The organism is Pseudaminobacter soli (ex Li et al. 2025) (genome assembly GCF_029892515.1).
In the GTDB taxonomy this organism is placed as follows: Bacteria; Pseudomonadota; Alphaproteobacteria; order Rhizobiales; family Rhizobiaceae; genus Pseudaminobacter; species Pseudaminobacter soli_A.
In genome coordinates this window covers 270753-296865 of record NZ_JARXVF010000003.1, presented here as the reverse complement: position 1 = coordinate 296865, position 26113 = coordinate 270753, and the positions used below count along the sequence as shown (strand labels likewise).

General features: G+C 66.5%; 26 protein-coding genes, 1 pseudogene and 1 riboswitch. Of the genes and pseudogenes, 16 read left to right on the top strand and 11 right to left on the bottom strand.

The features are described 5' to 3' along the window. Nucleotides 1-12 precede the first annotated feature (12 nt). From nuoF to M2281_RS15810, 7 genes and pseudogenes are all read right to left on the bottom strand, one after another. Nucleotides 13-1320: an NADH-quinone oxidoreductase subunit NuoF gene (gene nuoF / locus M2281_RS15840; RefSeq protein WP_280822136.1), complete on the bottom strand. Its 1308-nt coding sequence runs from the start codon at nt 1318-1320 to the stop codon at nt 13-15. A 34-nt stretch (nt 1321-1354) separates the two neighbouring features. Beyond that, nucleotides 1355-2011 (bottom strand): annotated as a pseudogene (gene nuoE / locus M2281_RS15835) (NADH-quinone oxidoreductase subunit NuoE); the annotation flags it as partial. Continuing rightward, nucleotides 2011-3201, bottom strand: a complete 1191-nt coding sequence (locus M2281_RS15830; protein ID WP_280822135.1) for an NADH-quinone oxidoreductase subunit D — start codon at nt 3199-3201, stop codon at nt 2011-2013. The gene M2281_RS15830 and the pseudogene nuoE, both read right to left, overlap by 1 nt. Next, the gene (locus M2281_RS15825) at nt 3194-3634 is read right to left on the bottom strand and encodes a GFA family protein (RefSeq protein WP_425537739.1); all 441 of its coding nucleotides are present in this window, start codon (nt 3632-3634) and stop codon (nt 3194-3196) included. Before M2281_RS15825 ends, M2281_RS15830 begins: the two co-directional genes overlap by 8 nt. Before the next feature lie 11 nt (nt 3635-3645). Beyond that, nucleotides 3646-4251 carry an NADH-quinone oxidoreductase subunit C gene (locus M2281_RS15820; RefSeq protein ID WP_280822133.1) on the bottom strand — a complete coding sequence of 202 codons (606 nt, stop codon included), beginning with the start codon at nt 4249-4251 and terminating at the stop codon, nt 3646-3648. A gap of 6 nt (nt 4252-4257) precedes the next feature. After that, on the bottom strand, nt 4258-4839 hold the full coding sequence (locus M2281_RS15815; RefSeq protein ID WP_280822132.1) for a NuoB/complex I 20 kDa subunit family protein: 582 nt from the start codon (nt 4837-4839) through the stop codon (nt 4258-4260). Further along, entirely contained in the window at nt 4830-5195 is a 366-nt protein-coding gene (locus M2281_RS15810; RefSeq protein ID WP_280822131.1) for an NADH-quinone oxidoreductase subunit A, read from the bottom strand. Before M2281_RS15810 ends, M2281_RS15815 begins: the two co-directional genes overlap by 10 nt. Nucleotides 5196-5539: 344 nt before the next feature. Between M2281_RS15810 and M2281_RS15805 the strand changes: the two genes are divergently transcribed. The 8 genes from M2281_RS15805 (at nt 5540) to M2281_RS15770 (ending at nt 15423) form a co-directional block, all read left to right on the top strand. After that, nucleotides 5540-6739 carry a winged helix-turn-helix domain-containing protein gene (locus M2281_RS15805; protein WP_280822130.1) on the top strand — a complete coding sequence of 400 codons (1200 nt, stop codon included), beginning with the start codon at nt 5540-5542 and terminating at the stop codon, nt 6737-6739. A 28-nt stretch (nt 6740-6767) separates the two neighbouring features. Beyond that, nucleotides 6768-6971, top strand: a riboswitch (cobalamin riboswitch). Between the two features lie 40 nt (nt 6972-7011). Beyond that, nucleotides 7012-7437, top strand: coding sequence for a DUF1636 family protein (locus M2281_RS15800; protein WP_280822129.1), 426 nt, complete (start codon nt 7012-7014; stop codon nt 7435-7437). After that, nucleotides 7434-8471: a cobalamin biosynthesis protein CobW gene (gene cobW / locus M2281_RS15795; RefSeq protein WP_280822128.1), complete on the top strand. Its 1038-nt coding sequence runs from the start codon at nt 7434-7436 to the stop codon at nt 8469-8471. The genes M2281_RS15800 and cobW overlap by 4 nt, the downstream gene beginning before the upstream one ends. A 17-nt stretch (nt 8472-8488) precedes the next feature. Beyond that, entirely contained in the window at nt 8489-11833 is a 3345-nt protein-coding gene (gene cobN / locus M2281_RS15790; protein ID WP_280822127.1) for a cobaltochelatase subunit CobN, read from the top strand. After that, a complete protein-coding gene (gene cobG, locus M2281_RS15785) occupies nt 11830-13293 on the top strand; it encodes a precorrin-3B synthase (RefSeq protein ID WP_280822126.1) in 1464 nt (487 codons plus the stop codon). The genes cobN and cobG overlap by 4 nt, the downstream gene beginning before the upstream one ends. Before the next feature lie 2 nt (nt 13294-13295). Beyond that, nucleotides 13296-13928 (top strand): precorrin-8X methylmutase, encoded by a 633-nt coding sequence (locus M2281_RS15780; protein WP_280822125.1) that lies wholly within the window; start codon nt 13296-13298, stop codon nt 13926-13928. Beyond that, nucleotides 13925-14662, top strand: a complete 738-nt coding sequence (locus M2281_RS15775; RefSeq protein WP_280822124.1) for a precorrin-2 C(20)-methyltransferase — start codon at nt 13925-13927, stop codon at nt 14660-14662. The genes M2281_RS15780 and M2281_RS15775 overlap by 4 nt, the downstream gene beginning before the upstream one ends. After that, nucleotides 14659-15423, top strand: a complete 765-nt coding sequence (locus tag M2281_RS15770) for a precorrin-3B C(17)-methyltransferase (RefSeq protein WP_280822123.1) — start codon at nt 14659-14661, stop codon at nt 15421-15423. The genes M2281_RS15775 and M2281_RS15770 overlap by 4 nt, the downstream gene beginning before the upstream one ends. Here the strand turns inward: M2281_RS15770 and M2281_RS15765 are convergent. Beyond that, on the bottom strand, nt 15387-16154 hold the full coding sequence (locus M2281_RS15765; RefSeq protein WP_280822122.1) for a cobalt-precorrin-6A reductase: 768 nt from the start codon (nt 16152-16154) through the stop codon (nt 15387-15389). The two genes, M2281_RS15770 and M2281_RS15765, sit on opposite strands and share 37 nt — an antisense overlap. Nucleotide 16155: 1 nt before the next feature. Here M2281_RS15765 and cbiE point away from each other — a divergent pair, with 1 nt between their 5' ends. The 3 genes from cbiE to cobM are packed head-to-tail and all read left to right on the top strand — an operon-like array spanning nt 16156 to nt 18535. Continuing rightward, nucleotides 16156-17391, top strand: a complete 1236-nt coding sequence (gene cbiE / locus M2281_RS15760) for a precorrin-6y C5,15-methyltransferase (decarboxylating) subunit CbiE (RefSeq protein ID WP_280822121.1) — start codon at nt 16156-16158, stop codon at nt 17389-17391. Next, complete coding sequence (locus M2281_RS15755; RefSeq protein ID WP_280822120.1) at nt 17370-17774, top strand: cobalamin biosynthesis protein; 405 nt, start codon at nt 17370-17372, stop codon at nt 17772-17774. Before cbiE ends, M2281_RS15755 begins: the two co-directional genes overlap by 22 nt. Next, nucleotides 17771-18535, top strand: coding sequence for a precorrin-4 C(11)-methyltransferase (cobM, locus tag M2281_RS15750; protein ID WP_280822119.1), 765 nt, complete (start codon nt 17771-17773; stop codon nt 18533-18535). The genes M2281_RS15755 and cobM overlap by 4 nt, the downstream gene beginning before the upstream one ends. Here cobM and M2281_RS15745 read toward each other — a convergent pair. Beyond that, the gene (locus M2281_RS15745) at nt 18502-19632 is read right to left on the bottom strand and encodes a cobalt-precorrin-5B (C(1))-methyltransferase (RefSeq protein WP_280822118.1); all 1131 of its coding nucleotides are present in this window, start codon (nt 19630-19632) and stop codon (nt 18502-18504) included. The two genes, cobM and M2281_RS15745, sit on opposite strands and share 34 nt — an antisense overlap. Before the next feature lie 53 nt (nt 19633-19685). On the opposite strand from M2281_RS15745, the gene cobA reads away from it, so the two are divergent. The 5 genes from cobA (at nt 19686) to M2281_RS15720 (ending at nt 23972) form a co-directional block, all read left to right on the top strand. Then, nucleotides 19686-20471 carry a uroporphyrinogen-III C-methyltransferase gene (cobA, locus tag M2281_RS15740; protein WP_280822117.1) on the top strand — a complete coding sequence of 262 codons (786 nt, stop codon included), beginning with the start codon at nt 19686-19688 and terminating at the stop codon, nt 20469-20471. Beyond that, on the top strand, nt 20468-21781 hold the full coding sequence (locus M2281_RS15735; RefSeq protein WP_280822116.1) for a cobyrinate a,c-diamide synthase: 1314 nt from the start codon (nt 20468-20470) through the stop codon (nt 21779-21781). Before cobA ends, M2281_RS15735 begins: the two co-directional genes overlap by 4 nt. 3 nt (nt 21782-21784) lie before the next feature. Beyond that, nucleotides 21785-22549 (top strand): adenosylcobinamide-GDP ribazoletransferase, encoded by a 765-nt coding sequence (cobS, locus tag M2281_RS15730; RefSeq protein ID WP_280822115.1) that lies wholly within the window; start codon nt 21785-21787, stop codon nt 22547-22549. 19 nt (nt 22550-22568) lie between these two features. After that, nucleotides 22569-23579: a nicotinate-nucleotide--dimethylbenzimidazole phosphoribosyltransferase gene (cobT, locus tag M2281_RS15725; RefSeq protein ID WP_280822114.1), complete on the top strand. Its 1011-nt coding sequence runs from the start codon at nt 22569-22571 to the stop codon at nt 23577-23579. Nucleotides 23580-23660: 81 nt separating this feature from the next. Continuing rightward, on the top strand, nt 23661-23972 hold the full coding sequence (locus tag M2281_RS15720; protein ID WP_280822113.1) for a hypothetical protein: 312 nt from the start codon (nt 23661-23663) through the stop codon (nt 23970-23972). 15 nt (nt 23973-23987) lie between these two features. On the opposite strand, the gene M2281_RS15715 is transcribed toward M2281_RS15720, so the two are convergent. Beyond that, the gene (locus M2281_RS15715) at nt 23988-24791 is read right to left on the bottom strand and encodes an SH3 domain-containing protein (protein WP_280822112.1); all 804 of its coding nucleotides are present in this window, start codon (nt 24789-24791) and stop codon (nt 23988-23990) included. 68 nt (nt 24792-24859) lie between these two features. Further along, entirely contained in the window at nt 24860-26041 is a 1182-nt protein-coding gene (locus tag M2281_RS15710) for an NAD(P)/FAD-dependent oxidoreductase (RefSeq protein WP_280822111.1), read from the bottom strand. Between the last annotated feature and the right edge of the window lie 72 nt (nt 26042-26113).

Genomic DNA, 26113 nt, shown 5'->3' with positions numbered 1-26113 from the left:
GAACCGTCCTCGTTATTCCGCAGCAACCAGCGCCGGCTCGACGCGATGGGCGTTGCGGGTGAACTCGTCGATGCGGCGCTCGATCTCCGGGCGGAAGTTGCGGATCAGGCCCTGGATCGGCCAGGCCGCAGCATCGCCCAGCGCGCAGATCGTGTGGCCTTCGACCTGCTTGGTCACGTCGAGCAGCATGTCGATCTCGCGCTTCTGCGCCTCACCACGGACCAGGCGCTCCATGACGCGCCACATCCAGCCGGTGCCTTCACGGCACGGCGTGCACTGGCCGCAGCTCTCGTGCTTGAAGAAGTACGACAGACGCGCGATCGCCTTGATGATGTCGGTCGACTTGTCCATGACGATCACGGCAGCCGTGCCGAAGGACGACTTGCGCTCACGCAGACCGTCAAAGTCCATCGGGCAATCGATGATGTCCTCGGCCTTGACGACCGGGCAGGACGCGCCGCCGGGGATCACGGCGAGCAGGTTGTCCCAGCCGCCGCGGATGCCTCCGCCATGCTTTTCGACCAGCTCGCGGAAGGTGATGCCCATCTCTTCTTCGACGGTGCAAGGCGTGTTCACGTGGCCGACCAGCATGAACAGCTTGGTGCCGACGTTGTTCGGACGGCCGATCGAGGAGAACCAGGCAGCGCCGCGACGCAGGATGGTCGGGGCGACGGCGATGGACTCGACGTTGTTGACCGTCGTCGGGCAGCCGTAGAGGCCCACATTGGCCGGGAACGGCGGCTTCAGGCGCGGCTGGCCCTTCTTGCCTTCAAGGCTTTCAAGCAGTGCGGTTTCCTCGCCGCAGATATAGGCGCCGGCGCCGTGGTGAACAAAAACGTCAAAGTCCCAGCCGTTCTTGTTGTTCTTGCCGATCAATCCGGCGTCATAGGCCTCGTCGATGGCGCGCTGCAGCGCTTCGCGCTCGCGAATGAACTCGCCGCGCACATAGATGTAGGCCGCATGTGCGCCCATGGCGAAGCCGGCCAGCAGGCAGCCTTCGACCAGCGTATGCGGATCGTGGCGCAGGATGTCGCGGTCCTTGCAGGTGCCCGGCTCGGATTCGTCGGCGTTGACGACGAGGTAATGCGGACGGCCGTCGCTGCTTTCCTTGGGCATGAAGGACCACTTCAGGCCGGTGGGGAAGCCGGCGCCGCCGCGGCCGCGCAGGCCGGACGCCTTCATCTCGTTGATGATCCAGTCGCGACCCTTGTCGATGATACCCTTGGTGCCATCCCAATGGCCGCGGGCCATGGCGCCCTTCAGCGACTGGTCGAAGCGACCGTAGATATTGGTGAAGATGCGATCTTTATCCTGAAGCATTTTTCTTCCCTCAGACCGTCTTCTTGTCTTCGCCGCTTGCCTTCGCGGCCTTTGCGCGCGGCGCGGACTTCAGGAACACCTTCTCGTCCGTCAGCGAGGTCAGGCCGGCTTCCGGCGCCGAATAGATGCGGCCGACCTGCGGGCCGGGCTTGATGGTGTCGCCCTTGCCGGCTTCAAAAGCATCGATGATCTCGGCCAGGCGCTCCGGCGTCAGGTCTTCATAGGTGTCCTTGAAGATCATGATCATCGGCGCGTTCACGCAGGCGCCCAGGCACTCCACCTCTTCCCACGACAGCGTGCCGTCGGCATTGGTGTGGAACTGGTCATGGTGGATCTTGGAGCGGCAGACATCCATCAGCGCTTCCGAGCCACGCAGCATGCACGGCGTGGTGCCGCAGACCTGGACATGGGCGCGGGTGCCGACCGGCTTGAGCTGGAACTGGGTATAGAAGGTCGCGACTTCGAGCACGCGGATGCGCGGCATGTCGAGCATCTGGGAGACATGCTCGATGGCGGCGCGCGTCACCCAGCCTTCCTGCTCCTGCGCGAGCATCAGCAGCGGGATCACCGCCGACTGTTCGCGGCCCTTCGGGTATTTATTGATCCATACCTTGGCCTGAGCAGCCATTTCGCGGTTGAACGCAAAGGACTCGGGCTGGACGGATTCGTCTGCGAGGCGGCGAACGGACATTATCTATCTACCTCACCAAACACGATATCGATTGAGCCGAGGACAGCGGTGACGTCGGCCAGCATGTGACCACGGCAGAGGAAGTCCATCGCCTGCAGATGCGCAAAGCCGGGGGCCCTGAGCTTGCAGCGATAGGGCTTGTTGGTGCCGTCGGAGACGAGATAGACGCCGAATTCGCCCTTGGGCGCCTCGACGGCTGCATAAACCTCGCCGGCCGGCACGTGATAGCCCTCGGTGTAGAGCTTGAAGTGATGGATGAGCGCTTCCATGGAGCGCTTCATCTCGCCACGCTTGGGCGGCACGACCTTGCCGTCCGTGTTGGAGACCGGCCCTACCCTCTCAGTGCCGAGCAGGCGCTCGACGCACTGGCGCATGATGCGGACCGACTGGCGCATCTCTTCCATGCGGATGAGATAGCGGTCGTAGCAGTCGCCGTGCTTGCCGACCGGAATGTCGAATTCCATCTCGGAGTAGCACTCGTAGGGCTGGCTCTTGCGCAGGTCCCAGGCAGCGCCGGAACCGCGAACCATGACGCCCGAGAAACCCCAGGCCCAGGCGTCTTCCAGCGACACGACGCCGATGTCGGCGTTACGCTGCTTGAAGATGCGGTTTTCGGTCAGAAGGTCGTCCAGCGCGTCCAGCGTCTTGAGGAACGGGTCGCACCACTTGCCGATGTCCTCGACCAGCTTTTCTGGCAGGTCCTGATGCACGCCGCCCGGACGGAAATAGGCCGAGTGCATGCGCGCGCCCGAAGCACGCTCATAGAACACCATCAGCTTTTCGCGCTCTTCGAAGCCCCACAGCGGCGGGGTGAGAGCGCCGACGTCCATCGCCTGCGTGGTGATGTTGAGCAGATGGTTGAGGATACGGCCGATTTCCGAATAGAGCACGCGGATCAGCTGGCCGCGCTTGGGCACATCCATGCCGAGCAAACGCTCGACCGCGAGCGCGAAAGCGTGCTCCTGGTTCATCGGCGCGACATAGTCGAGACGATCGAGATAGGGCAACGCCTGCAGATAGGTCTTGTGCTCCATCAGCTTCTCGGTGCCGCGGTGCAAGAGGCCGATATGCGGATCGACGCGCTCGACCACCTCGCCGTCGAGCTCCAGCACCAGGCGCAACACGCCGTGCGCGGCCGGATGCTGCGGGCCGAAGTTGATGTTGAAATTGCGAACGGAAGTTTCAGCCATTGTTGGCTTCCTGTTTGGCTGCATAGGCCGCCACAACCTCCGCACCGGTCAGCCGGCGCGTTTCGTTGGCGAAAGCATAGTTGGCGGGCTTGTCGTCGACGAAGATTTCCTCGACGAATTTGAAACGTTCGGGCTCGGCGAAAGCCTGCATGGAGACGGTCACGCTGCCGTCTTGCACGCCACGCCAGAACAGCGACGAGCCGCACTTCTTGCAGAAGGCGCGCTCACCCCATTCCGACGACCGGTAGACGCCCAGATCGGCCTCATTGGCGATCTCGAGCGACTTGCCGCAGCCGACCGCCATGAAGGCGCCGCCCGACCACCGCCGGCACATGCCGCAGTGACAGACGTCCATCTCCATCTTGGACGGCACAGCCGTGAAGCTGACAGCTCCACAAAGGCAGCGACCGGTCAATCTTCCGCTTTCGCCCATTCCGCGTGACCTCAGTTGGCCTTCGCCTTCTCGTCGCCCGGCAGGACGTAGTCCGTGCCTTCCCAAGGCGACAGGAAGTCGAAATTGCGGAATTCCTGGCGAAGCGAGACCGGCTCGTAGACCACGCGCTTGACCTCGTCGTCGTAGCGAACCTCGACGAAGCCGGTCAGCGGGAAGTCCTTGCGCAGCGGATGGCCTTCGAAACCGTAGTCGGTCAGCAGGCGACGCAGATCCGGATGGCCGGAGAACAGGATGCCGTACATGTCGTAGGCTTCGCGCTCGAACCAGTCGGCACCGGGATATACGCCGGTGATCGACGGCACCGGCGTTTCCTCGTCGGTCTGCACCTTGACGCGGACGCGCAGGTTCTGACGCGGCGACAGCATGTGGTAGACGACGTCGAAGCGCTTGGCGCGGGTCGGATAGTCGGCACCGCAAACGTCGATGATCGAGATGAACTGGCACTGCACGTCGTTGCGCAGGAAGCTGGCAACGTCGACGATGTTGGCGGGCTCGACGCTAATCGTCAGTTCGCCATAGGCGAGAACCGTTTCAACAATCTTGCCGGCGAGCTTCTCGGCCAGATAGGCTGAGAGGTCCTTAAGGGATTCACTCATTGGGGATCACCGCTCGATCGTGCCGGTGCGACGGATCTTCTTCTGCAACAGAAGAATGCCGTAAAGCAGGGCTTCAGCCGTGGGCGGGCAGCCCGGCACGTAGATGTCCACCGGCACCACGCGGTCGCAACCGCGCACCACCGAATAGGAATAGTGGTAGTAGCCGCCGCCATTGGCGCAGGAGCCCATGGAGATGACGTAGCGCGGCTCCGGCATCTGGTCGTAGACCTTGCGGAGCGCAGGCGCCATCTTGTTGGTCAGCGTACCGGCGACGATCATCACGTCCGACTGGCGCGGAGAAGCGCGCGGCGCGATGCCGAAGCGCTCGGCGTCGTAGCGCGGCATGGAGATGTGCATCATCTCAACGGCGCAGCAGGCCAGACCGAAGGTCATCCACATCAGCGAACCGGTGCGCGCCCAGGTGATCAGCGCCTCGGACGAGGTGATCAGAAAGCCCTTGTCGGACAGCTCGTTATTGATCTCGCCGAAGAACGGATCGTCGGAACCGACCGGCTTGCCGGTGTTCGGATCGATGATGCCTTTGGCCTTGGGGGCGATCAGCGTGGAGGGTGCTTCGTTCAATCCCATTCCAGCGCTCCCTTCTTCCATTCATAGATGAAGCCGATGGTGAGCACGGCAAGAAACACCATCATCGACCAGAAACCGAACATGCCGATCTTGCTGAAGGAGACCGCCCACGGGAACAGGAAGGCCACTTCGAGGTCGAAGATGATGAAGAGGATCGACACCAGATAGAAGCGGATGTCGAACTTCATGCGCGCGTCATCAAAGGAATTGAAACCGCACTCGTAGGCCGACAGCTTTTCCGGATCTGGATTGCGATACGCGATCAGGAATGGCGCGGCGATCAGTGCGAGGCCGATCACTAGGGCGACGCCGATGAAAATGACGATGGGAAGGTATGAACTTAAGAGCCCGCTCATGCTCCGACTTTCCGTTTGCGGCCGATCGACCTGGATTATAGCACCGAATCTAACCACGAGACCGCGACACATACGTCGCGGGCGCTGCCGAAAATCCATGCTGCAACGCGGCGAGGGTTAGCGCAGGCAGTCCGGGGAAGCAAGTCAAACCTTGGCGAAACGGTGACTGCGCCAAACGCTTTTGTGCGTTTGACGCCGCTCAAGGCACAATTAAATTCCAGACTTTTTTACTCCAGTTTTTCTCCTGACACAATTCCCGTTGCGACACTGTTAGGCTCGTATGCACATTCGATTCCCCCAAATGCGCGTAAGAGTTGCCGCATGCCGCACCGGACCGACAAGACATGAAGGAAAAGATCTCGCTCAAGCAGGCCCGGCGCATCGCGCTGGCGGCGCAAGGCTTTGCCGATCCGCGCCCGTCGGGGCCTATCGCATGGCGGCAGATGAACAAGACGCTGTCGCGCATCGGCCTGTTGCAGATTGATTCCGTCAGCGTGGTGGTGCGTGCGCACTACATGCCGCTGTTTTCGCGGCTTGGCCCCTACCCGCGCGACCTGCTCGACAAGGCGGCCAACTCGAAAAAGCGCTCGCTGTTCGAATATTGGGCGCACGAGGCCTCGTTCCTGCCGGTCGACACCTATCCGCTGATGCGCTGGCGCATGCAGCGCGCCGAGCGTCACGAGGAAATGTACACCGGCCTCGCCAAATGGGCGCAGCGGAACACGCAGCTCATCGACGACATCTATGGCGAGGTCGTTGCACGCGGCCCCATAGCGGCCTCGGATATCGACGACGCCAAAGGCTCCGGCGGCTGGTGGGGCTGGAGCGACGAAAAGCACGCTTTCGAATGGCTGTTCTGGGCCGGCCGCATCACCACCGCCTCTCGGCGCGGCTTCGAGCGCCTCTATGACCTGCCCGAACGGGTGCTGCCGGCCTCCATATATAATGGAGCGATACCGCAGGCAGCCGACGCGCATCGCGAGCTTCTGCGCATCTCGGCCCGCGCGCTCGGCATCGCCACCATCGGCGACCTGCGCGACTATTTCCGCCTCTCGCCCGCCGACGTGAAGGGCCGCGTGGAAGAACTGGTCGAATCGGGCGAGCTTCTGCCGGTGCGTGTTGAAGGTTGGAGCCAGCAGGCTTTTCTGCACACCGGCGCCCGCATGCCGCGCAAGGTGGAGGCCCGCGCCCTGCTCGCCCCCTTCGATCCGGTCGTGTGGGAACGCTCGCGCGCCGAACGCCTGTTCGGCTTCCGCTACCGCATCGAGATCTACACGCCGGCTGCCAAGCGGCAGTTCGGCTACTACGTGCTGCCTTTCCTGCTCGGCGACACGATCGCCGCGCGCATCGACCTCAAAGCCGACCGGCCTGCCGGCGTGCTGCGGGTTCAGGCCGCCTATGCCGAACCCGGCGCCCCCGCCCACACTGCAGAAGCGCTGGCCGAGGAGCTGCGTCTGATGGCGCAATGGCTGGAACTGGAGCGCATCGAAGTGGTGCCTGCCGGCGATCTCGCACCGGCGCTTGCGGACATTCTCGCGTCGTAGCCGTGCGTTGACAGCATAACGCGCGCCCGCCTAAATTCGCCGCGACGGTCCCCTCTCCGCAAAGGGAGGGGCCAAGAGGGAATGCGGTGCGAAACTCAGGTTTCAACTCCGCAGCTGTACCCGCAACTGTAAGCGAAGAGCCGAAGGCCGACAGCCACTGGAATTTCTCCGGGAAGGCGGCGCGAGGCGACGAGGCGCGAGCCAGGAGACCTGCCGTCTTATTCTTAATCCGACCACCCGGCGGGTATTCCCGGGCAAGGAGCATGATTCTAGTGAAAACCGAAGCTGACCCGACAGCGCTGGCCGAGGACATCCGCGATCTGGATGTCTCCGACGTCACCGTCATCGTCTGCTCTTCCTGCCGGGACGAAACCGCCTCCGACGCCCGCCCCCGCGCCGGCGAGTTTCTGGCGCAAGACACTGCACGCGCCGCAGCCAGCGAAAACATCCGCGTCCGCCAGGTCGAATGCCTCGGCAACTGCAAGCGACGCCTCAGCGCCGCCCTGCTGCGCGACGGCTGCTGGAGCTACGTCTTCGGCGACCTGACAACCGAAAGCGGCCCGGACCTGATCACTGGCGCCAAGCTTTTTGCGACCGCCACCGACGGCATATTGCCGTGGCGCGGCCGCCCCGACAGCCTCAAGCGCGGCCTTGTCGCGCGCATTCCCCCTCTTGCCATAGTGAAGGACATTTCATGACCGCCTCCGCGACCCGCGTTCCCTGCACCGTCGTCACCGGCTTTCTCGGCGCTGGCAAAACCACGCTGATCCGCAACATCCTCGAAAACGCCAATGGCAAGCGCCTGGCGCTGATCGTCAACGAATTCGGTGATGTCGGCGTGGACGGCGAGATTCTGAAAAGCTGCGGCATCGACGCCTGCCCCGAAGAGAACATCGTCGAACTCGCCAATGGCTGCCTGTGCTGCACCGTGGCCGACGATTTTGTGCCGGCGCTGGATGAGATCCTGTCGCGCGAGCCCAAGGTCGACCACATCCTGATCGAGACCTCGGGCCTGGCCCTGCCGAAGCCGCTGGTGCAGGCCTTCCAGTGGCCTTCGGTGAAAAGCCGCGTGACGGTCGACGGCGTCGTGGCCGTGGTGGACGGCGCAGCCCTCGCCGCCGGCCAGGTGGCCTCGGACATGGACGCGCTGCAGGCCCAGCGCGAGGATGACGAGACGCTGGACCATGACGATCCGGTCGAGGAAGTGTTCCAGGACCAGGTGGCCTGCGCCGACCTCATCATCCTTTCCAAGAGCGACCTGATCGATGCGGACGGCAGCGCCCGCGCCAATGCCGTCATCGGCGAGCATCTGTCGCGCGCCGTGAAGGTGGTGCCGACCTCGCATGGCAAGGTCGATCCTTCGGTGCTGCTGGGCCTCGGCCTCGCCGTCGAGGACGACATCGAAAACCGCAAGACGCTGCATGACGGCATGCTCGACCACGAGCACGACGATTTTGACAGCTTCATCGTCGAACTGCCGGCGATCGCTAGCCCCGAGGATTTGGCAAACCGCGTGTCGGCAGCCGCCGAGCAGGAGAATGTGCTGCGCGTGAAGGGGTTTGTGGACGTCGCCGGCAAGCCGATGCGGCTTCTGGTGCAGGCCGTGGGCCCGCGCGTGAACCATTATTATGACCGCGCCTGGACGCCGGCCGAGGAGCGCCGTTCGCGTCTCGTCGTCATCGGCTTGAAGGGCCTGAACCGCGAGGCTATCGAGCGCATTCTGGCGAACTGAGCCAGGCAGGCGCGGCCATGCACATACTGACCACGACATCCGCCTCGCTCGACGATCTGATCGAGCCGGTCGACCTGCGGCAGACGCCGGCGGATGTCGTGGCGCTGTCTTTCACCGACAGCGATCTGGCCGGGCTGGCGGCGGCATGGCGGCAGGAGGCGGACACCCTGCCCTCCATGCGGCTCGCAGCGCTGCGCGACCTGCGTCACCCGATGTCGGTGGACCTCTGGATCGACAGCGTAGCCGCGCACGCAAAAACCATCCTCGTGCGCATCCTCGGCGGCTACGACTGGTGGCGCTATGGCTGCGACCGGCTGGCCGCCATCTGCCGCGAGAAGAATATTCATCTCGCGCTGCTTCCGGGCGAAAGCCACGACGAGGACCAGCGGCTGATCGAATGCTCGACCCTGCCGCGCGAAAAGCTCGACCTGCTGCTCGCCTATTTTCGCGAAGGCGGGCCGGACAATATGCGCGCACTGATGCGCCAGCTGGCAGGACTTGCCGGCGGACAGGGTGCGGCGGCGGAACCGGTCGCGGTGCCGAAGGCGGGTTTTTACGAGCCGGGCATGGGCGTGGTGGAAGCGCCCCATGTGGCGGCAGACACCCCCATCGTTCCGATCCTCTTCTACCGCTCGATGCTGCTCGCAGCCGACATCGCGCCTGTCGATGCGCTGGTCGAAGCGTTGCGCGGACACGGCATAGCGCCCGTTCCCATCTTCGTCTCCAGCCTGAAGGACACGGGCTCCCTCGCCTTCGTGGAGAACGCGCTGGCGAGCCTGAACCCCGCGGCAATCATCACCGCGACCGCCTTTGCAAGCAGCGCCGAGCCGGGCGTGGAAACGCTGTTCGACCGTGCCGGCGCGCCGGTGTTCCAGGTCATCGTCGCAACCACCCGCCGCGACGCCTGGGCGGAAAACCAGCGCGGGCTGGCGCCGGCCGACCTTGCCATGCATGTGGTGATGCCCGAGCTCGACGGGCGCATCCTTGCCGGCGCGATCTCCTTCAAGGCCGAGATGGAGACGGACGCCGCCCTTGCCTTCAAGGGCCTCGCCAACCGCCCCGAACCCGACCGGGTCGAGCAGGTAGCTGGCCGCATTGCCGCCTTCCTGCGCCTGCAGCGCGAGCCGCGCGCGTCGCGAAAAGTGGCGATCCTGATCCCGGACTATCCGAGCGCGCCCGGCCGCACCGGCTATGCCGTGGGCCTCGACGTGCCCTCCAGCGTGCTCGCCATGCTGCACGACCTGAAGTCCGAGGGCTATCGCGTTGAAGGGATTCCCGAATCGCCGCGAGAGCTGCTCGATCTTCTGGCGCGCCGCGACCACGGCATCAGCCTCGAGGACTACGTGCATCTCTCGGTCGAATTGCCGGCCGAGGCGCGCGCGACGGTCGAGGCGGCGTGGGGCGATGCACTGGGCGAAACGGAAGACGACGGCATCTTCCCCTTCCGCGCCGCGACCTTCGGCAACATCACCGTCGCGTTGGCACCCGATCGCGGGCGCTCGGCGGACCGCCGCGCCGATTATCACGACCCGACGCTGCCGCCGCGCCATGCGCTGGTCGCCTTCGGGCTCTGGCTGCGCAAAAGCCTCGGCTGTCATGCGCTGGTGCATGTGGGCGCGCATGGCACGCTGGAATGGCTGCCCGGCAAGACGGTGGCGCTCGGCCAAAACTGCTTTCCGGAAATCGTCACCGGCGGCCTGCCGGTGGTCTATCCCTTCATCGTCAGCAATCCGGGCGAGGCCGCGCAGGCCAAGCGGCGCATCAGTGCCGTTACGCTCGGCCACCTGCCCCCGCCGCTGTCCCACGCCGGGCTGGACGAGAACAAGCAGACGCTGGAACGGCTGGTGGACGAGTATGCGCAGGCCGACGGTCTCGACCGCCGCCGCCGCGACCGGCTGGCAAAACTGATCGTCGACACCGCCTCGCAGACCGGCCTTGCCGCCGAGGCCGGAGTCGCCAGTAGCGACGCGCCCGACGAGGCGCTGCGCCGCATCGATGCCTGGCTCTGCGACCTCAAGGATTTCGCCGTCAAGGACGGGCTGCACATCTATGGCCGCGCCGCCGAAGGCGAGAGCGACGAGATGCGCCTGAAAAGCGAGGAAAGCGAGCGCACAGCGCTGATTGCCGCGCTTGACGGCCGCCACATCACTGCTGGCCCTTCCGGCGCGCCGGCGCGCGGCCGCACCGACGTGCTGCCCACCGGCCGCAACCTGTTCACCGCCGATCCGCGCACCATGCCCACCCCGACGGCCTTCGACCTCGGGCGTGCGGCAGCGCAGGAGGTGCTGACGCGCTATCTGCAGGACCATGGCGACTGGCCACGCTCGCTTGTCATCGACCTCTGGGGCAGCGCCTCGCTGCGCACCGGCGGCGAAGAGATCGCGCAGGGCCTGTTCCTGATGGGCTGCCGCCCGCAATGGGATGCCGCGACCGGCCGCGTGACCGGCATCGAGGTGCTGCCGCCGGCAACCGTTGGGCGGCCGCGGGTGGACGTGACCTGGCGCATTTCCGGCCTGTTCCGCGACATGTTCCCGACCCAGATCGCGCTGATCGATGCCGCGGCCGCAGCCGTCGCCGCGCGCGACGAGGATGTTACCGAAAACCCGCTGGCCGCCGAGGCGCGCGCAAGCGGACGCACGCCGCCGCGCATCTTCGGCTCCTCGCCCGGCACCTATGGCGCGGGGTTGGAGGACATGCTGGCGCGCGGCGAGTGGCAGGACCGCGCCGAACTCGGCCGCGCCTATCTCGACGCCACGTCCCACGCCTATGGCGGCGCCTCCGGCGAAGGGGTTTCAGCGCCCGGCGCCTTTGCCGAGCGCATCGCAGAAGCTGACCTTCTGGTGCACAGCGGCGACGATCCCGGCCGCGACATCCTCGAGGGCTCGGCCGACGTCGCCTTCATCGGCGGCTTTTCGGCAGCACTCGCCGCACTCGGCAACAATGCCGACGTGATCGTGCTCGACACCACCGATCCGGCGCGCCCTCGCCCGCGCTCGGTCACCGAGGCTGTGACGCGCGTGGTGCGCGCCCGCGCCGTCAATCCGCGCTTCATCGAGGGCCAGATGCGGCACGGGCCGCGCGGCGCTTCCGAATTCGCCGAGACGGTCGACCGGCTGGTGGGCTTTGCCGAAACCACCCGCGCCATTCCCGGCACGCTGATCGAGGCCGTGCACGACGCCTATCTCGGCGACGAGGCGGTGCGCGCCTTCCTGCTGCGCGAAAACCCGGCGGCGGCCAAAGTGATTGCCGAGCGTTTTGCGTCGGCCCGGCGGCGCGGGCTGTGGCACCCGTTGCGCAATTCGATCGACGACGATCTGGCAAGCCTGATCGCCGAGGCCGAAGCTTTGGGAGCGGCGGCATGACCGGCTTTTCGCGCAGGGGCGCCTGCCCGGCACTGTCGGCCCCCATGCAGACGGGCGACGGGCTTCTCGTGCGGCTCAATCCCGTCGCTGGAGGAGTTTCGCCCAAGGCATTGATCGGACTCTGCGAATCCGCATTGCGGCACGGCAATGGCGTGGTCGAGGTCACGGCGCGCGGCAGCCTGCAGATTCGCGGGCTTACCGCCGAAAGCGCGACATTGCTGGCGGCGGAAGTCGATGCGCTGGGCATTGCCGTCCGAACCGGCGTGCCGGTGGAGACGGGGCCGCTCGCGGGACTGGACCCGGAGGAAATTTCTGACCCTTCCTCGCTCGCCGCACGCATCCGCGAAGCGATTGGCGCAGCAAACCTCGGCGCGCGGCTCGGGCCAAAAGTATCCGTGGTGGTCGACGGCGGCGGCCGGCTCAACATGAGCACCGTGCAGGCCGATGTGCGGATGACCGCGCTCGCTCCCGACCAATGGCTGCTGGCGGTCGCAGGCGATGCACGAACTGCAACGCACGTAGGCGTGGTCGCCGAGGCCGATTCTTGTGATGCTGCGCTGGCGATATTGAACGCAGTTGCCGAGCGCGGACGCGAGGCGCGCGCACGGGATTTGCCGTCAGATGGTTTGATGGAACTCCTGCAGAGGGTGAGTTCCTTCGCACCCCCCTCTGTCCTACCGGACATCTCCCCCACAAGGGGGGAGATTGGCTGTCATCATGACCTTCGCCAATCGTCAACGCCACAGTATGAGCGAGACGAAAACGGCCGGCTGATCTCCCCCCTGGTGGGGGAGATGTCCGGCAGGACAGAGGGGGGCAACGTAGAGCGTCCGTCCCCGGTTGGAATTCTCCAACTTCGAGACGCGTCCGTCCTCGGTCTCGGCCTGCCCTTCGGCCACATCCAGGCCGAGCGCATGATTGCACTGTGCCGCGAAGCCGAAGCTGCGGGTGCAGCGGAAATCCGCTTCGCTCAGCAGCGCGCCATTCTGCTCCTCGGCCTGTCGCAATCGGCATGTCCAGAGTTGCAGGGCAAGGCAGCCTCACTCGGCTTCGTAATCGATCCGCTCGACCCGCGCCGCATGATCGCCGCCTGCCCCGGCGCGCCGGCCTGCGCATCGGGCCGAATCGCAGCGCGAGACGTGGCCGAACAGATCGCCCGCGAAAGCGGGGCAGCACTCGATCCATCCGTCACGCTCCACATTTCCGGCTGCGCCAAGGGCTGTGCGCATCCGGCCCGCTCGGCACTCACTTTGGTGGGCGACGAAAAAGGAGCCGGACTTGTCGTTGACGGGACGGCGAAGGGCCTTCCGGCCGCGTACACGCCGGGCTATGAACTTGCCCGCAGTTTCGGTGGGGTCGCGGCGCTTTTGACAAAGGAGCGCCGGCCCGGCGAGACCACGGCAGAGTGCATCGCGCGGCTCGGCGAAAGCCGGTTGGCCAAGGCTTTTCAGCAAGGATAGAGATGTCCGGATACGACTATATTCACGACGGTACCGCGATCTACGAGCGCTCCTTCGCCATCATTCGCGCCGAGGCCGACCTGTCGCGCTTTTCCGAAGCCGAGGCCGATGTCGCCGTGCGCATGATCCATGCCTGCGGCCTGGTCGAGGCGGCCGAGAAATTCGAGTTCGGGCCGGGCTTCGTGGAAGCCGCAAGTGCTGCGCTGAAGGCCGGCGCACCGATCTTCTGCGACGCAGAAATGGTGTCGCGCGGCGTCACCCGCGCCCGCCTGCCCGCCGACAACGAGGTGATCTGCACGCTGCGCGATCCGCGCACTCCGGAGCTTGCGCAAGAAATCGGCAACACCCGCTCCGCCGCTGCGATCAAGCTGTGGCTCGACCGGATGGCGGGCTCGGTGGTGGCCATCGGCAATGCGCCGACCGCCCTCTTCTACCTGCTCGAACTGCTGCGCGACGGCGCGCCTAAGCCCGCGGCCATCATCGGCATGCCGGTAGGGTTTGTCGGCGCTGCCGAATCCAAGGATGCGCTGGCGGAAAATTCCTATGGCGTGCCCTATGCCATCGTGCGCGGACGCCTCGGCGGCAGCGCCATGACGGCCGCCGCCCTCAACGCACTGGCGAGGCCCGGACTGTGAGCGCGGAACCCAAAGGCCGCCTCATCGGCGTCGGCACCGGCCCCGGCGACCCCGAGCTTCTGACCCTGAAAGCCGTGCGCGCGTTGGGCGAAGCCGACGTGCTGGCGCATTTCGCCAAGCGCGGCAGCAACGGCAATGCCCGCGCGATCGTCTCGGCGCATCTCAAGCCCGGCATCGTCGAGCTGCCGCTGCTCTATCCGGTGACCACCGAGATCGACAAGGACCACGCCGACTACAAGGCGGCGATCACCGGCTTTTACGAGGAGTCGGCCCGCGCGGTTGCCGCGCATCTCGAGGCGGGCCGCACGGTGGCCGTGCTCAGCGAGGGCGACCCGCTGCTCTACGGCTCCTACATGCATCTGCATGTGCGGCTGTCGCAGCATTACCCGACTGAGGTGATCCCGGGCGTTACTGCCATGTCCGGCTGCTGGTCTCAGACCGGCGTGCCGATCGTGCAGGGCGACGATGTGCTGAGCGTGTTGCCCGGCACGATGAGCGAGTTCGAGCTTTCGCGGCGGCTGGCCGACACGGACGCGGCCGTCATCATGAAAGTGGGGCGCAACCTGCCGAAGATCCGCCGCGCGCTGGCCGCCACCGGCAAGCTGGAGCGCGCCATCTACGTCGAGCGCGCCACCATGGCCAACACCGCTTGCATGCCGCTGGCCGACAAGGCCGACGACACGGCACCTTACTTCGCCATCGTGCTGGTTCCCGGCTGGGAGGGTCGGCCATGAGCGGGCGTCTTTTCATCATCGGGCTCGGCCCCGGCAATCCCGGCCAGATCACGCCGGAGGCAAGCGCAGCCGCAGCCGAGGCGCAGTTCTTCTACGGCTACGCCCCTTACGTCGACCGGCTGAACCTGCGTCCCGACCAGACCCGCATCGCCTCCGACAACCGCGAAGAGATTTCGCGCGCCAATGCAGCACTTGAGCAGGCTGCCGGCGGCGCGAGCGTTGCGGTGGTTTCGGGCGGCGATCCCGGCGTCTTTGCCATGGCGGCAGCGGTTTGCGAGGCGATCGAGGCCGGTCCAGCCGAATGGCGCGACATCGAGCTCACCATCGTTCCCGGCGTCACCGCCATGCTGGCAGTCGCAGCCCGCATCGGCGCGCCGCTGGGGCACGACTTCTGCGCCATCTCGCTTTCGGACAATCTAAAACCCTGGGACCTGATCCTGCGGCGGCTGGAGGCAGCGGCGAGCGCGGGCTTCGTGATCGCGCTCTACAATCCGATCAGCAAGGCGCGCCCCTGGCAGCTCGGCGAAGCGCTGGACAAGCTGCGCACCATTTTGCCGGGGACGACGCCTGTGATCTTCGGCCGCGCCGCCGGCCGGCCAGACGAGCGCATCGAGATCACGCCGCTGGCGGAGGCGCGCGCCGAGCAGGCCGACATGGCCACCTGCGTTATGATCGGCTCGCCCGAAACCCGCATCATCGAGCGGGGCGCAAAACGCCCGCTGGTCTACACGCCGCGCTTTTCGGCAGGTGCCAGCCAATGATCGACCAAGCCGGCCAGCTCAGCGACGCTTTTGGCATGAGGCACCTGCGGCAGGTCCGGCCTGCGGAACAGGATGACCTCGATGCCGAGTTCGCGTGCGGCCGCGATCTTGCCATAGGTGGCGGCCCCGCCGCTGTTCTTGGCAACGATGGCGTCGATGCGGCGGCTGGCCAGCAATTCGCGCTCGTCGGCTTCCGCAAAGGGGCCGCGGGCAAGGATATAGGTGGCATTCGGCACGGTGAGCGGCGGCTCGACCGGATCGACGCTGCGGATGACATAGGCGTGCTGCGGCGCGCCCTCGAAGGCGGCGATCTCCTGCCGGCCGAGCGCCAGGAAGACGCGGCGCGGCTTTTCGCCGAGCGTAGCGACGGCTTCCTCGGCATTCTCGACCAACGTCCAGCGGTCGCCCTCAACAGCCTCCCAGCCGGGACGGCGAAGCGCCAGGATCGGCACGCGGGAAAGCGTCGAAGCCTCGGCCGCGTTGCGCGAAATATTGGCCGCGTAAGGATGCGTGGCGTCGATCAGCAGGTCGACGCGCTCGTCGTGCAGATATTGCGCCAGCCCTTCGGCGCCGCCGAAACCGCCGCTGCGCACCGGCACGGGCTGGGCCACAGGATCGACCGTGCGGCCGGCGAGCGACAAAGTGAGCGAAAGGTCGGCGCGGGCGGCCAGCCTGCCGGCAAGCTGCCGGGCTTCCGTGGTGCCGCCAAGTATCAGAACGCGGTGGGTCATCATGCCTGCTGAACAAGAGAATTCCGCCTCTGCCCGCTGGCTGACCATCGTCGGCATCGGCGAGGATGGTGTAGAGGGTCTTGGCGACGAGGCCAAGCGCTGCATTGCGACCGCCGAGGTCGTATTCGGCGGCAAGCGGCATCTGGCGCTGGTGGACGGGCTGGTGACGGGCGCCGCCGAGCCATGGCCGACGCCGTTCGACGCCGGCATGCGCGCCGTGCTGGCGCGATCCGGCCGCCCCGTCTGCGTGCTCGCTTCGGGCGATCCGTTTTGTCATGGCGTCGGCACCACGCTGGCCCGGCATGTGCCGGTGGCCGAAATGCGCGTGCTGCCCGCCCCTTCCGCCTTCAGCCTCGCCGCCTCGCGCCTTGGCTGGGCGCTGCCGGACATCAAGACGGTATCGCTGCACGGCAAGCCCATCGACCTCATACGGCCGCTGCTGCATCCCAAGACGCGCATACTGGCGCTGACCTCGGACGGCGACGGCCCGGCGGCGGTGGCGAAGCTTCTCTCCGAACTCGGCTTCGGCCTCTCGCGACTGACAATTCTGGAAGCGCTGGGCGGGTCGTCCGAGCGCCTGGCGACGACGAGTGCCGAAACCTTCGATCTCGAAAACATCAATCCGCTCAATGTGCTGGCGGTCGAGGTTGAATCGAATTCAGAAGCCCGCATCCTGCCGCTGGCCACCGGCATGCCTGACGAGCTATTCGAGAATGACGGCCAGCTGACCAAACGCGAGATCCGCGCTGTCACGCTATCGTCGCTCGCGCCACGTCGGGGCGAGCTTTTGTGGGACATCGGCGGCGGCTCGGGCTCCATCTCCATCGAGTGGATGCTGCGCGATCCGTCCATGCGCGCCATCGCCATCGAGGCCAATTCCGAACGCGCTGCCCGCATCGTCCGTAACGCCAGCGCCTGCGGCGTGCCCGGCTTGACGGTCGTGGAAGGCCGCGCGCCCGAAGCGCTCGCCGGCCTACCGACGCCCGATGCCATCTTCGTCGGCGGTGGCGGCTCGGAGCCGGGCGTCATGGAGGCGGCAATCGTCGCACTGCCTTCCGGCGGACGGCTGGTGGCAAACGGCGTGACGCTCGAAATGGAAGCGCTGCTGCTGTCGCTGCAAGCACGTCATGGCGGCGAGTTGATCCGTCTTTCGGTATCACGCGCGGTTCCGGTCGGCACCATGCAGGGCTGGCGGCCGGCCATGCCGGTGACGCAATGGTTGTGGGCAAAACCATGATCGTGGCGGGCATCGGCAGCCGCAAGGGCGTCAGCAAGGAGCAGGTTCTGGGCGCAATCAGCACCGCGCTCGGCGCGTATGATCTCGACCTCGCGCGCCTCGATGCGCTCGCGACCGGCAAGCTGAAGCAGCACGAAGACGCGATTTTTCAGGCCGGCCGGCAGTTGCGCCGCGCGGTCATCATCATCGGCGACGCCGAACTGGCCGAGGCTGGCAAGCGCGCCGAGAGCTATTCGGCACTGTCGCTGGAAAGAACCGGCGCGCCCTCGCTTTCGGAAGCGGCCGCACTTGCGGCGGCAGGCCCGGATTCGCGGCTGCTCGGCCCGCGCGTCGCCCGTAATTCGGTCACCTGCGCCATAGCCATCAGCGGAGACAAAGCGTGACGGTTCACTTCATCGGCGCCGGCCCAGGTGCGGCAGACCTCATCACCGTTCGCGGCCGCGACCTGCTCGCAAGCTGCCCGGTCTGCCTCTATGCGGGTTCGATCGTCGCGCCCGAACTGCTCGACTATTGCGCGCCCGGGACAAAACTGGTCGACACGGCGCCCATGTCGCTCGACGAGATCGAGGCCGAGTATCTGGCAGCACACGACGAGGGCAAGGACGTCGCGCGCCTGCATTCTGGCGACCTTTCGGTGTGGAGTGCTGTGGCCGAGCAGATCCGCCGCCTGAAACGCCACGGCATTCCCTATACGATGACGCCCGGCGTGCCCTCTTTTGCGGCAGCCGCTTCGGCGCTGGGCCGCGAGCTGACCATTCCGGCGGTGGCGCAATCGCTGGTGCTGACGCGCGTTTCGGGCCGCGCCTCGCCGATGCCGGAAAAGGAAAACCTGGCCGCCTTCGGCGCGACTGGCGCGACGCTTGCCATCCACCTCGCCATCCACGCCATCGACCGCGTGGTGGAGGAACTGACGCCGCTCTATGGCGCAGACTGCCCGGTGGCCATCGTCTTCCATGCCTCATGGCCGGACGAGCGCGTGCTGCACGGCACGCTCGACACGATTGCGGCAAAGCTGGCTGAAGACCCGATTGAGCGCACTGCGCTGATCTTCGTCGGGCCGTCGCTGGCCTCGCAGGATTTTCGTGAAAGCTCGCTCTACGATCCCGACTATCAGCGCCGGTTCAGGGGGCGCGACACGCTATGAGCTGGCGCGAAGGGCGCATGCCCTCTCAACTCGCCTTCGCGGTTGAAGACCAGGATTTCGAGCTCGATGTCCGTGCCCTTGAGCGCGGGCGCAGCAGTGCGCCAAGCGCCGGCAGCAATCGCGTCGCCGATCGGCACGCCCTCGGCCACGGCGAGCGCAAAGGCCTCGGCCACGGTGTTGGCGCCGCGGATGCGCGCGGCAAGCACCTCGCTCGCCCCGGCCTCCCGCGCCACATCCGCGAGACCTTCGAGATCGGCCCTGCCCCGGTTGGAATGCACGTCGAGCATGCCTTGCGCCAGCTTGGTCATCTTGGCGACGCCGCCAGCAATGGTGACGCGCGGTACGGGGTGCGCCCGGATGTACTTCAGCATGCCGCCGACGAAGTCGCCCATGTCGATGAGCTGGACTTCGTGCATGTCGTGGAATTTCTGGACCGCCATTTCGGACGCGTTGCCGGTGGAACCGGCGACATGGGTGAACCCCATGGCGCGCGCGACATCGACGCCGCGATGGATGGAATGAATCCAGGCCGAGCAGGAATAGGGAATGACCACGCCCGTGGTGCCCAGGATCGAGATGCCTCCGAGGATGCCGAGGCGCGGGTTGAGCGTGCGCTGCGCCATCTCCTCGCCGCCGACCACGGAAATCTCGACCTCGAAATCGGCGTTCTCGCCGGCAACCTGGTGCACCGCCTCGGTGATCATCTTGCGCGGCACGGGATTGATCGCCGGCTCGCCCGGCGGGATCGGCAGGCCCGGCCGCGTCACCGTGCCGACGCCTGGGCCCGCACGGAAGACAATGCCGCTGCCCCGCGCGCCGCGGCGCACCGTGCTTTTCACCAGCGCACCATGCGTAACGTCCGGGTCGTCGCCGGCATCCTTGACGATGCCGGCCATCGCCCATCCATCGCCCTGCTCGGAAACCGCCAGCGCGAAGCCGACCACATTGCCGCCGGGCAGCGTGATCTCCACCGGATCGGGGAAATCGCCAGTCAGCAACGCCGCGCAGGCAGCCTTGGTGGCGGCGGTGGCGCAGGCGCCCGTGGTCCAGCCACGGCGCAGGGGAGCTTCTTCGGAGGCGGTCTGTTCGGCAGTCATGGCGCAATCTATAGGCTTGGCGACGCTCCGCGTCATCGTCGAAAGCGGCATTCATGAGTCTTGAAAAAGCTATCGCCCGTTTGAATTTCGAGTCGCAGGTGCTCGAACCCGGCCATGTGTGGCTGGCAGGTGCCGGCCCCGGCGACCCTGGCCTGCTGACGCTCGACGTGCTCTCCGCGCTCGCGCAGGCCGACGCGCTGGTGCACGACGCGCTTGTGGCGCCCGAAATCGTCGCTGTTGCCGAGCAGGCCGAGAAATTCTTCGTCGGCAAGCGCGGCGGCAGGTTGTCGATCCCGCAAGACGACATCAACGCGCTGCTGGTGAAGCTGGCGCGCGAGGGACGCAAGGTGGTGCGGCTGAAAGGCGGGCACCCCTTCGTCTTCGGCCGCGGCGCGGAGGAAGCGCTGGTGCTGACCCGCGAAAACATTCCCTGGCGGGCGCTTTCGGGCGTCACCTCGGCCTTCGGGGGCCTCACCTCGGCGGGCATTCCGGCCACGGTGCGCGGCGTCAACGGCGCGATCATCCTGGCCACCGGCTTTGCCGCCGTCTCCGACGACAGGCCCGACTGGGCAGCCCTTGCCCGCACCGGCCAGCCCATCGTCATCTATATGGGCCTGACGCATATGGAGGAGACGGTTGCCGAACTTCTGGCGGGCGGGCTGCCGGCCGATACGCCGGCCGCACTTGTCGAGAACGCATCGCTGCCGCAGGAGCGCACAGTCACCACGACAATCGGGGCGCTGGTGGAAACCGCAGCGCGCGAAAATGTCGTCTCGCCGGCGCTGATCGTCGTCGGCGGCATCGTCGCGATGCGCGCCGAGCTGATGGGGGCGAAATGAGCGCACGCGGGCTGATCGTCGGCGCGCCCCGCTCGGGCTCGGGAAAGACCAGCGTCACCATCGGCATCCTGCGCGCGCTGGCGCGGCGGGGCCTGAGCGTCGGCGGCGCAAAATCCGGCCCGGACTATATCGACCCTGGCTTCCACCATGCGGCCACCGGCCGGCCGGGCGTCAATCTCGACAGCTGGGCAATGTCGCCGGCGCTGCTCAATGCGCTGGCGACGCAAGCAGCCTCCCAGGCCGACATGATCGTGCTTGAAAGCGCGATGGGCCTGTTCGACGGCATTCCGAGCGCGCCCGGCCGTTCCGGTTCGGCCGCCGACCTTGCGCGGCTCTACGGCCTGCCGGTGCTTCTGGTGCTCGACGTCTCGGGCCAGTCGCAGACGGCCGCGGCCATTGCCAAGGGCTTTGCCACCTACGATCCGCAAGTGCGCATTGCCGGCGTGGTGCTGAACCGGCTGGGCAGCGAGCGCCACAGACGACTTGCGGCTGACGCCATTGAAGCGCTCGGCCTGCCGGTCGTCGGCGCGGTCATGCGCGACACCGCGCTGGCCCTGCCGGAGCGGCATCTGGGCCTCGTGCAGGCCGGCGAACATGCCGACCTGATGGCGCATCTCGACCGCCTCGCCGACATGGCCGAACGCTCGCTCGACCTCGAGGCCATCATGGCGCTGATGACGCCGCTCGAGCCTCAGGGCGCGGATTTTTCCGATGCGCTGCCGCCGCCCGGCCAGCGCGTCGCGCTGGCGCAGGACGCCGCATTCACCTTCGTCTATCCGCATGTTGCCGCGCATTGGCGCGGGGCCGGCGCGGAGATCGTGCCGTTTTCGCCGCTGGCCGACGAAGCGCCGCGCGAGGACTGCGACGTCTGCTGGCTGCCCGGCGGCTATCCGGAACTGCATGCCGGCAAACTGGCCGCCGCGAAGAGTTTTCGCGACGGGATGCGTGCCTTCGCGGCGACGCGGCCGGTCCATGGCGAGTGCGGCGGCTTCATGACGCTGGGCGAGACGCTGGAGGATGCCGAGGGCGTGACGCACGAAATGCTCGGCCTGCTCGGCCATTCCACCAGTTTCGCCAAACGCAAGATGAACCTCGGCTACCGGCAGGCGACGCTGCTGGCCGACTGTCCGCTTGGACAAAAAGGCACGCTCGTGCGCGGGCATGAGTTCCACTACGCGCAGGTGGTCTCGCCCGGCACTGACGACAAGCTCGCCGAACTGGCCGACGGCCAGGGCAACCCGCTGGGTGCCGCCGGTGGCCGGCGCGGCCATGTCAGCGGCACCTTCTTCCACGCGATCGCGAGGGGCTGAGCGATGGGCGGCGGGCTTTTCGACAAGGCGGCCAAGGACTTTGCCCTTGCGCTCGTCTTCCTGACCCGCCTGCCGCTGCCGCATCTCGATTTCAACGGCCGCAACCTGTCGTCGGCACTCTGGGCGGCACCGCTCGTCGGCGTGATGGTGGCGCTGATCGGCGGTATCGTCTTTGCCATCGCAAAATGGCTTGGCCTCGCTGCCGGCCCGGCTGCAGCACTGGCGCTAACGGCCACCATGCTCGTCACATTTTGCCTGCACGAGGACGGCCTTGGCGACACTGCCGACGGTTTCGGTGGCGGCCGCACGCGCGAGCGCAAGCTGGAAATCATGCGCGACAGCCGCGTCGGCACCTATGGCGTGGCGGCATTGGCGCTTTCGATCCTGATGCGCTGGACCGCGCTTTCCGAGCTTGCCAGCGTCCCGCACGTCTTAAGCGCGCTCATCGCCGCCCATGCCGCCTCTCGCGGGCTGATCCCCGGCTTCATGCACCTCTTGCCTTCCGCCCGCGCCCAAGGTCTTGCCGCCGATGCGGGCGCGCCTTCCGCCGAAGTGGCCGTGATCGGTGCGATGCTGGGCGCAATCGCCCTGCTGCTGCTCGGCTTGCTGGGCGCGATTGCCGTCGCCGCGCTGCTTGCGCTCTGGTTCCTCTTGTTGCGCTGGCTCTGCCTCAATCAGATCGGCGGCCATACCGGCGACACCATCGGCGCGCTGCAGCAGGGCGCGGAAATCCTCGTCCTGCTTGCCGCAAGCGCGATCCTCGTTTGACCTTATCGGAGCCCCCACGATGACCTTCACCTCTTTCGAAGACCTGCGCGCCGCCTGCGAAAGCCTGCCCATGGGCAGCGACGCGGCTGCCGCAGCGGTTGCTCGCCGGCAGGACACGCTGACCAAGCCGCAGGGCAGCCTCGGCCGGCTCGAAACGATTGCCGCATGGCTGGCGCGCTGGCAGGGCCGCGACATGCCGAAGCTGGACAAGGTGAAAGTGATCGTCTTTGCAGGCTCGCATGGCGTCACCGCGCAGGGCGTTTCGGCCTTCCCTTCGGAAGTGACCGTGCAGATGGTGGCGAATTTCGCCGGCGGCGGTGCTGCCATCAACCAGCTGGCCCGGATCGCCGGAGCCGAGCTTGCGGTGATTCCGCTCGAGATCGAGCGCCAGACCGGCGACTTCACCCAAGAGCCGGCTATGGACGAGCAGGAATTCCTCGCCGCCGTCTCGGCCGGCTATGAGGCAGTCGGCAAGGACACCGACCTGATCTGCTTCGGCGAAATGGGCATCGGCAACACCACCCCGGCGGCAGCCATCGCAGCCGCGCTGTTCGGTGGCGGCGCGGAAAAATGGACCGGTCGCGGCACCGGCGTGGACGACGCGGGCCTCAAGCGCAAGGTGGTGGCCATCGACAAGGGCCTCGCGCTCCACGCCGGTGCCCTCTCCGACCCGCTGAAGGTCGCCGCCGCCCTCGGGGGGCGCGAACTCGCTGCCATCTTCGGCGCCACGGTCGCCGCGCGCCGGCACGGCGTGCCGGTGCTGCTCGACGGTTTCGTCTGCACCGCCGCCGTGGCCCCGCTGGCCAGGCTGCATGGGACCGGCCTTGCCCATGTGCTTGCCGCCCATGTTTCGGCCGAATCCGGACATCGTGCGCTGCTGGATGCGCTGGAACTCAAGCCGCTGTTCGATCTCGGCATGCGGCTTGGCGAAGGATCGGGCGCCTGCCTGGCTGTCAACATCGTGCGCTCGGCGCTCGAATGCCACACCGGCATGGCAAGCTTCGCCGAGGCCGGCGTCTCGGAAAAATAGGTTTTCGGGGCTCCCGTTTCAGGTGGAACCAAAGGGCAAAGCTGCCGTTTTGCTCCCAACACAGAAACGAGGATTTCCCGGATGGCTTCTCAATTTTCCAGGCTTCGCGACGATCTGGCCGACGACCTCGAAGGCCAGATTGCAGCGCTTCGCAGTGAAGTCTCGTCCTTGAAGCAAACCATGTCGAAGCGCAGGGCTGCTGCCTTGGATGACGCGCGCGGCCACGCCTCCGATATCTATGGCGAGGTGGTCTCGCGCTTGCAGGATGCCATGCCGCGGATCGCCAGTCGCTCGCGCGACGCACGCAAGGTCGCACAAGACAACCCGGTCCTGACGGCGATGGTTGGCCTGGCGGTGGTTGGGCTGCTGCTCGGTCTCGTCATGCGCCGCTAGGGCACCGCTTCCCGATCAAAGATAGCACTGCACGGCCCGGCGGCTGCGGCGGCTATAGGCGCTGCGCTCGCCGCACTGCGAACCGTTGATCATTAGATCGTAGGGGCACTGGCAGTCGCCGGCCTGCGGCGCCCGCAGCGGTTTCCTGTCACCGAAGAGTGCCCTCGCTGCAGAGAACAGCCCGTTCGATCCGGATTTCTGCGGCGTGTAGGCCTGCGGCTTGATTGACGCCTGTGGTTCCGGCCTTTGCGCAGCGATCGCTCCAGCACTTCCTTGCACCAGGCCTGCCGGGCGCGGCGCGTTCGGATTTGCCGGATGCAGGTAGCTGGCAAGGACCCAGCCCTTGCGGCCGCGCACCGACACCAGCTGCCACTTGCCGTCAAGGAGGATCGGCTTGACGGCCTCCCCCATGTTCAGCGTGGCGACGACGGGCGCGCTCGCATTGGCGGTGCCGCGCAGGTTCACTCGTGTGGTGGTGTAGAGCGCGTTGCTGGGTGCCGCCTCCGGCCGCGGCTGGTCGGGCTTTGCCACGGAACTGGTGATGATCTGCGAGGGACGCGCGGCGGGCGTCACGACCTCTTTCGGTGCAGCAGGGGCGCTCGGCGGGGTGGCGGCAACTTGCTTGGGTGCGCTCGGCGCGACGGCGGCCTGCGGCTTCGGGGTTGCCGGCGGTTCGACCTTGTGCTGCGCGGTTACGGCCGGGCGCGACGGCGCCTGCGTCTTGCGCGGCGAAGGCGGCTCCTGGGTCATCGCCCAGATGCCGGCGCCAACGGCGCCCACGACCAGCCATCTCAGTTTGGGAAGCGCGAATCCAGCCATGGCCCCACCATGGCGCGAAGGTTTTAAGACGCGGTTGACGCGACGTTTCTTTGGGGCTGCGCGGGGGCTCAAACCGCCTGCCCCGCGCACCAGCCTGATGACCAGGCCCACTGGAAATTGTAGCCGCCGAGCCAACCCGTCACGTCCACCACCTCGCCAATGAAATAGAGCCCCGGCACGCCCCGCGCCGCCATGGTCTTGGAATCGAGATCGCGCGTGTCGACCCCGCCGAGCGTGACCTCGGCCGTGCGATAGCCTTCCGAACCGGCCGGCTTGATTCGCCAGTCATTGACCAGTGCCTCGACGCGGCGCAACTGCTTGTCGGAAAGGTCGGCAATGTTGCCGGGCATGCCCGCCTCTTCGGCGATGGACTGCGCCAGCGCCTTGGGCAGATGCGCGCCAAGCGCCGTCTGCAATGCCTGCCGGCCATTGGCCGTCCGCGCCTGCCGCAGCGCCTCGAACAGATCGACCTGCGGCAGCATGGAAATGCCGATCTCGTCGCCTTCGCGCCAATAGGACGAGATTTGCAGGATCGACGGGCCGCTGATGCCGCGATGGGTGAACAGCATGGCTTCCTCGAAGCGGGTCTTGCCGCAGGAAACCACCGCCGCATCCACCGCCACGCCCGCCAGCGGTTTTAGCCGCGCCAGCGTGTTCTGGTCGAAGGTCAGCGGCACCAGCGCCGGCCGCGTCTCGACGATGCGCAGGCCGTATTGGGCCGCAATGTCGTAGCCGAGGCCCGTCGCGCCCATCTTGGGGATCGACTTGCCGCCGCAGGCCACTACCAGGGATTTGCAGCGCACCCTGCCAGTGCTCAGCTTGATCGAAAAGCCGTCATCCGTCCGCTCGATATGCTCTGAGCACGTGGCAAGCTGAAGCTCGCCGCCACGGCGCTTCAACTCGGCCACGAGCATGGCGATGATCTGCGTGGACGAGCCGTCGCAGAAAAGCTGACCGAGCGTCTTTTCGTGATAGGCGATGCCATGGCGGTCGACCATCGCGATGAAGTCGCGCTGCGTGTAGCGGCTCAGTGCTGAAATGCAGAAATGCGGGTTCTGCGAGAGGAAATTCTTGGGGCTGGCTTTGATGTTGGTGAAGTTGCAGCGCCCGCCGCCGGAAATGCGGATCTTCTCGCCGGGTGCTGCGGCATGGTCGACGACCAGCACCGAGCGGCCGCGCTTGCCCGCCTCGATGGCGCACATCATGCCGGCAGCACCTGCCCCGATCACCACGACGTCGACTGTTTCCAAAACCGCTCGCTCCTTACAGCGCCGCTCGCTCGGGCGAGCAAAGGACGCTGTAACACTTTGAATCTACGCATA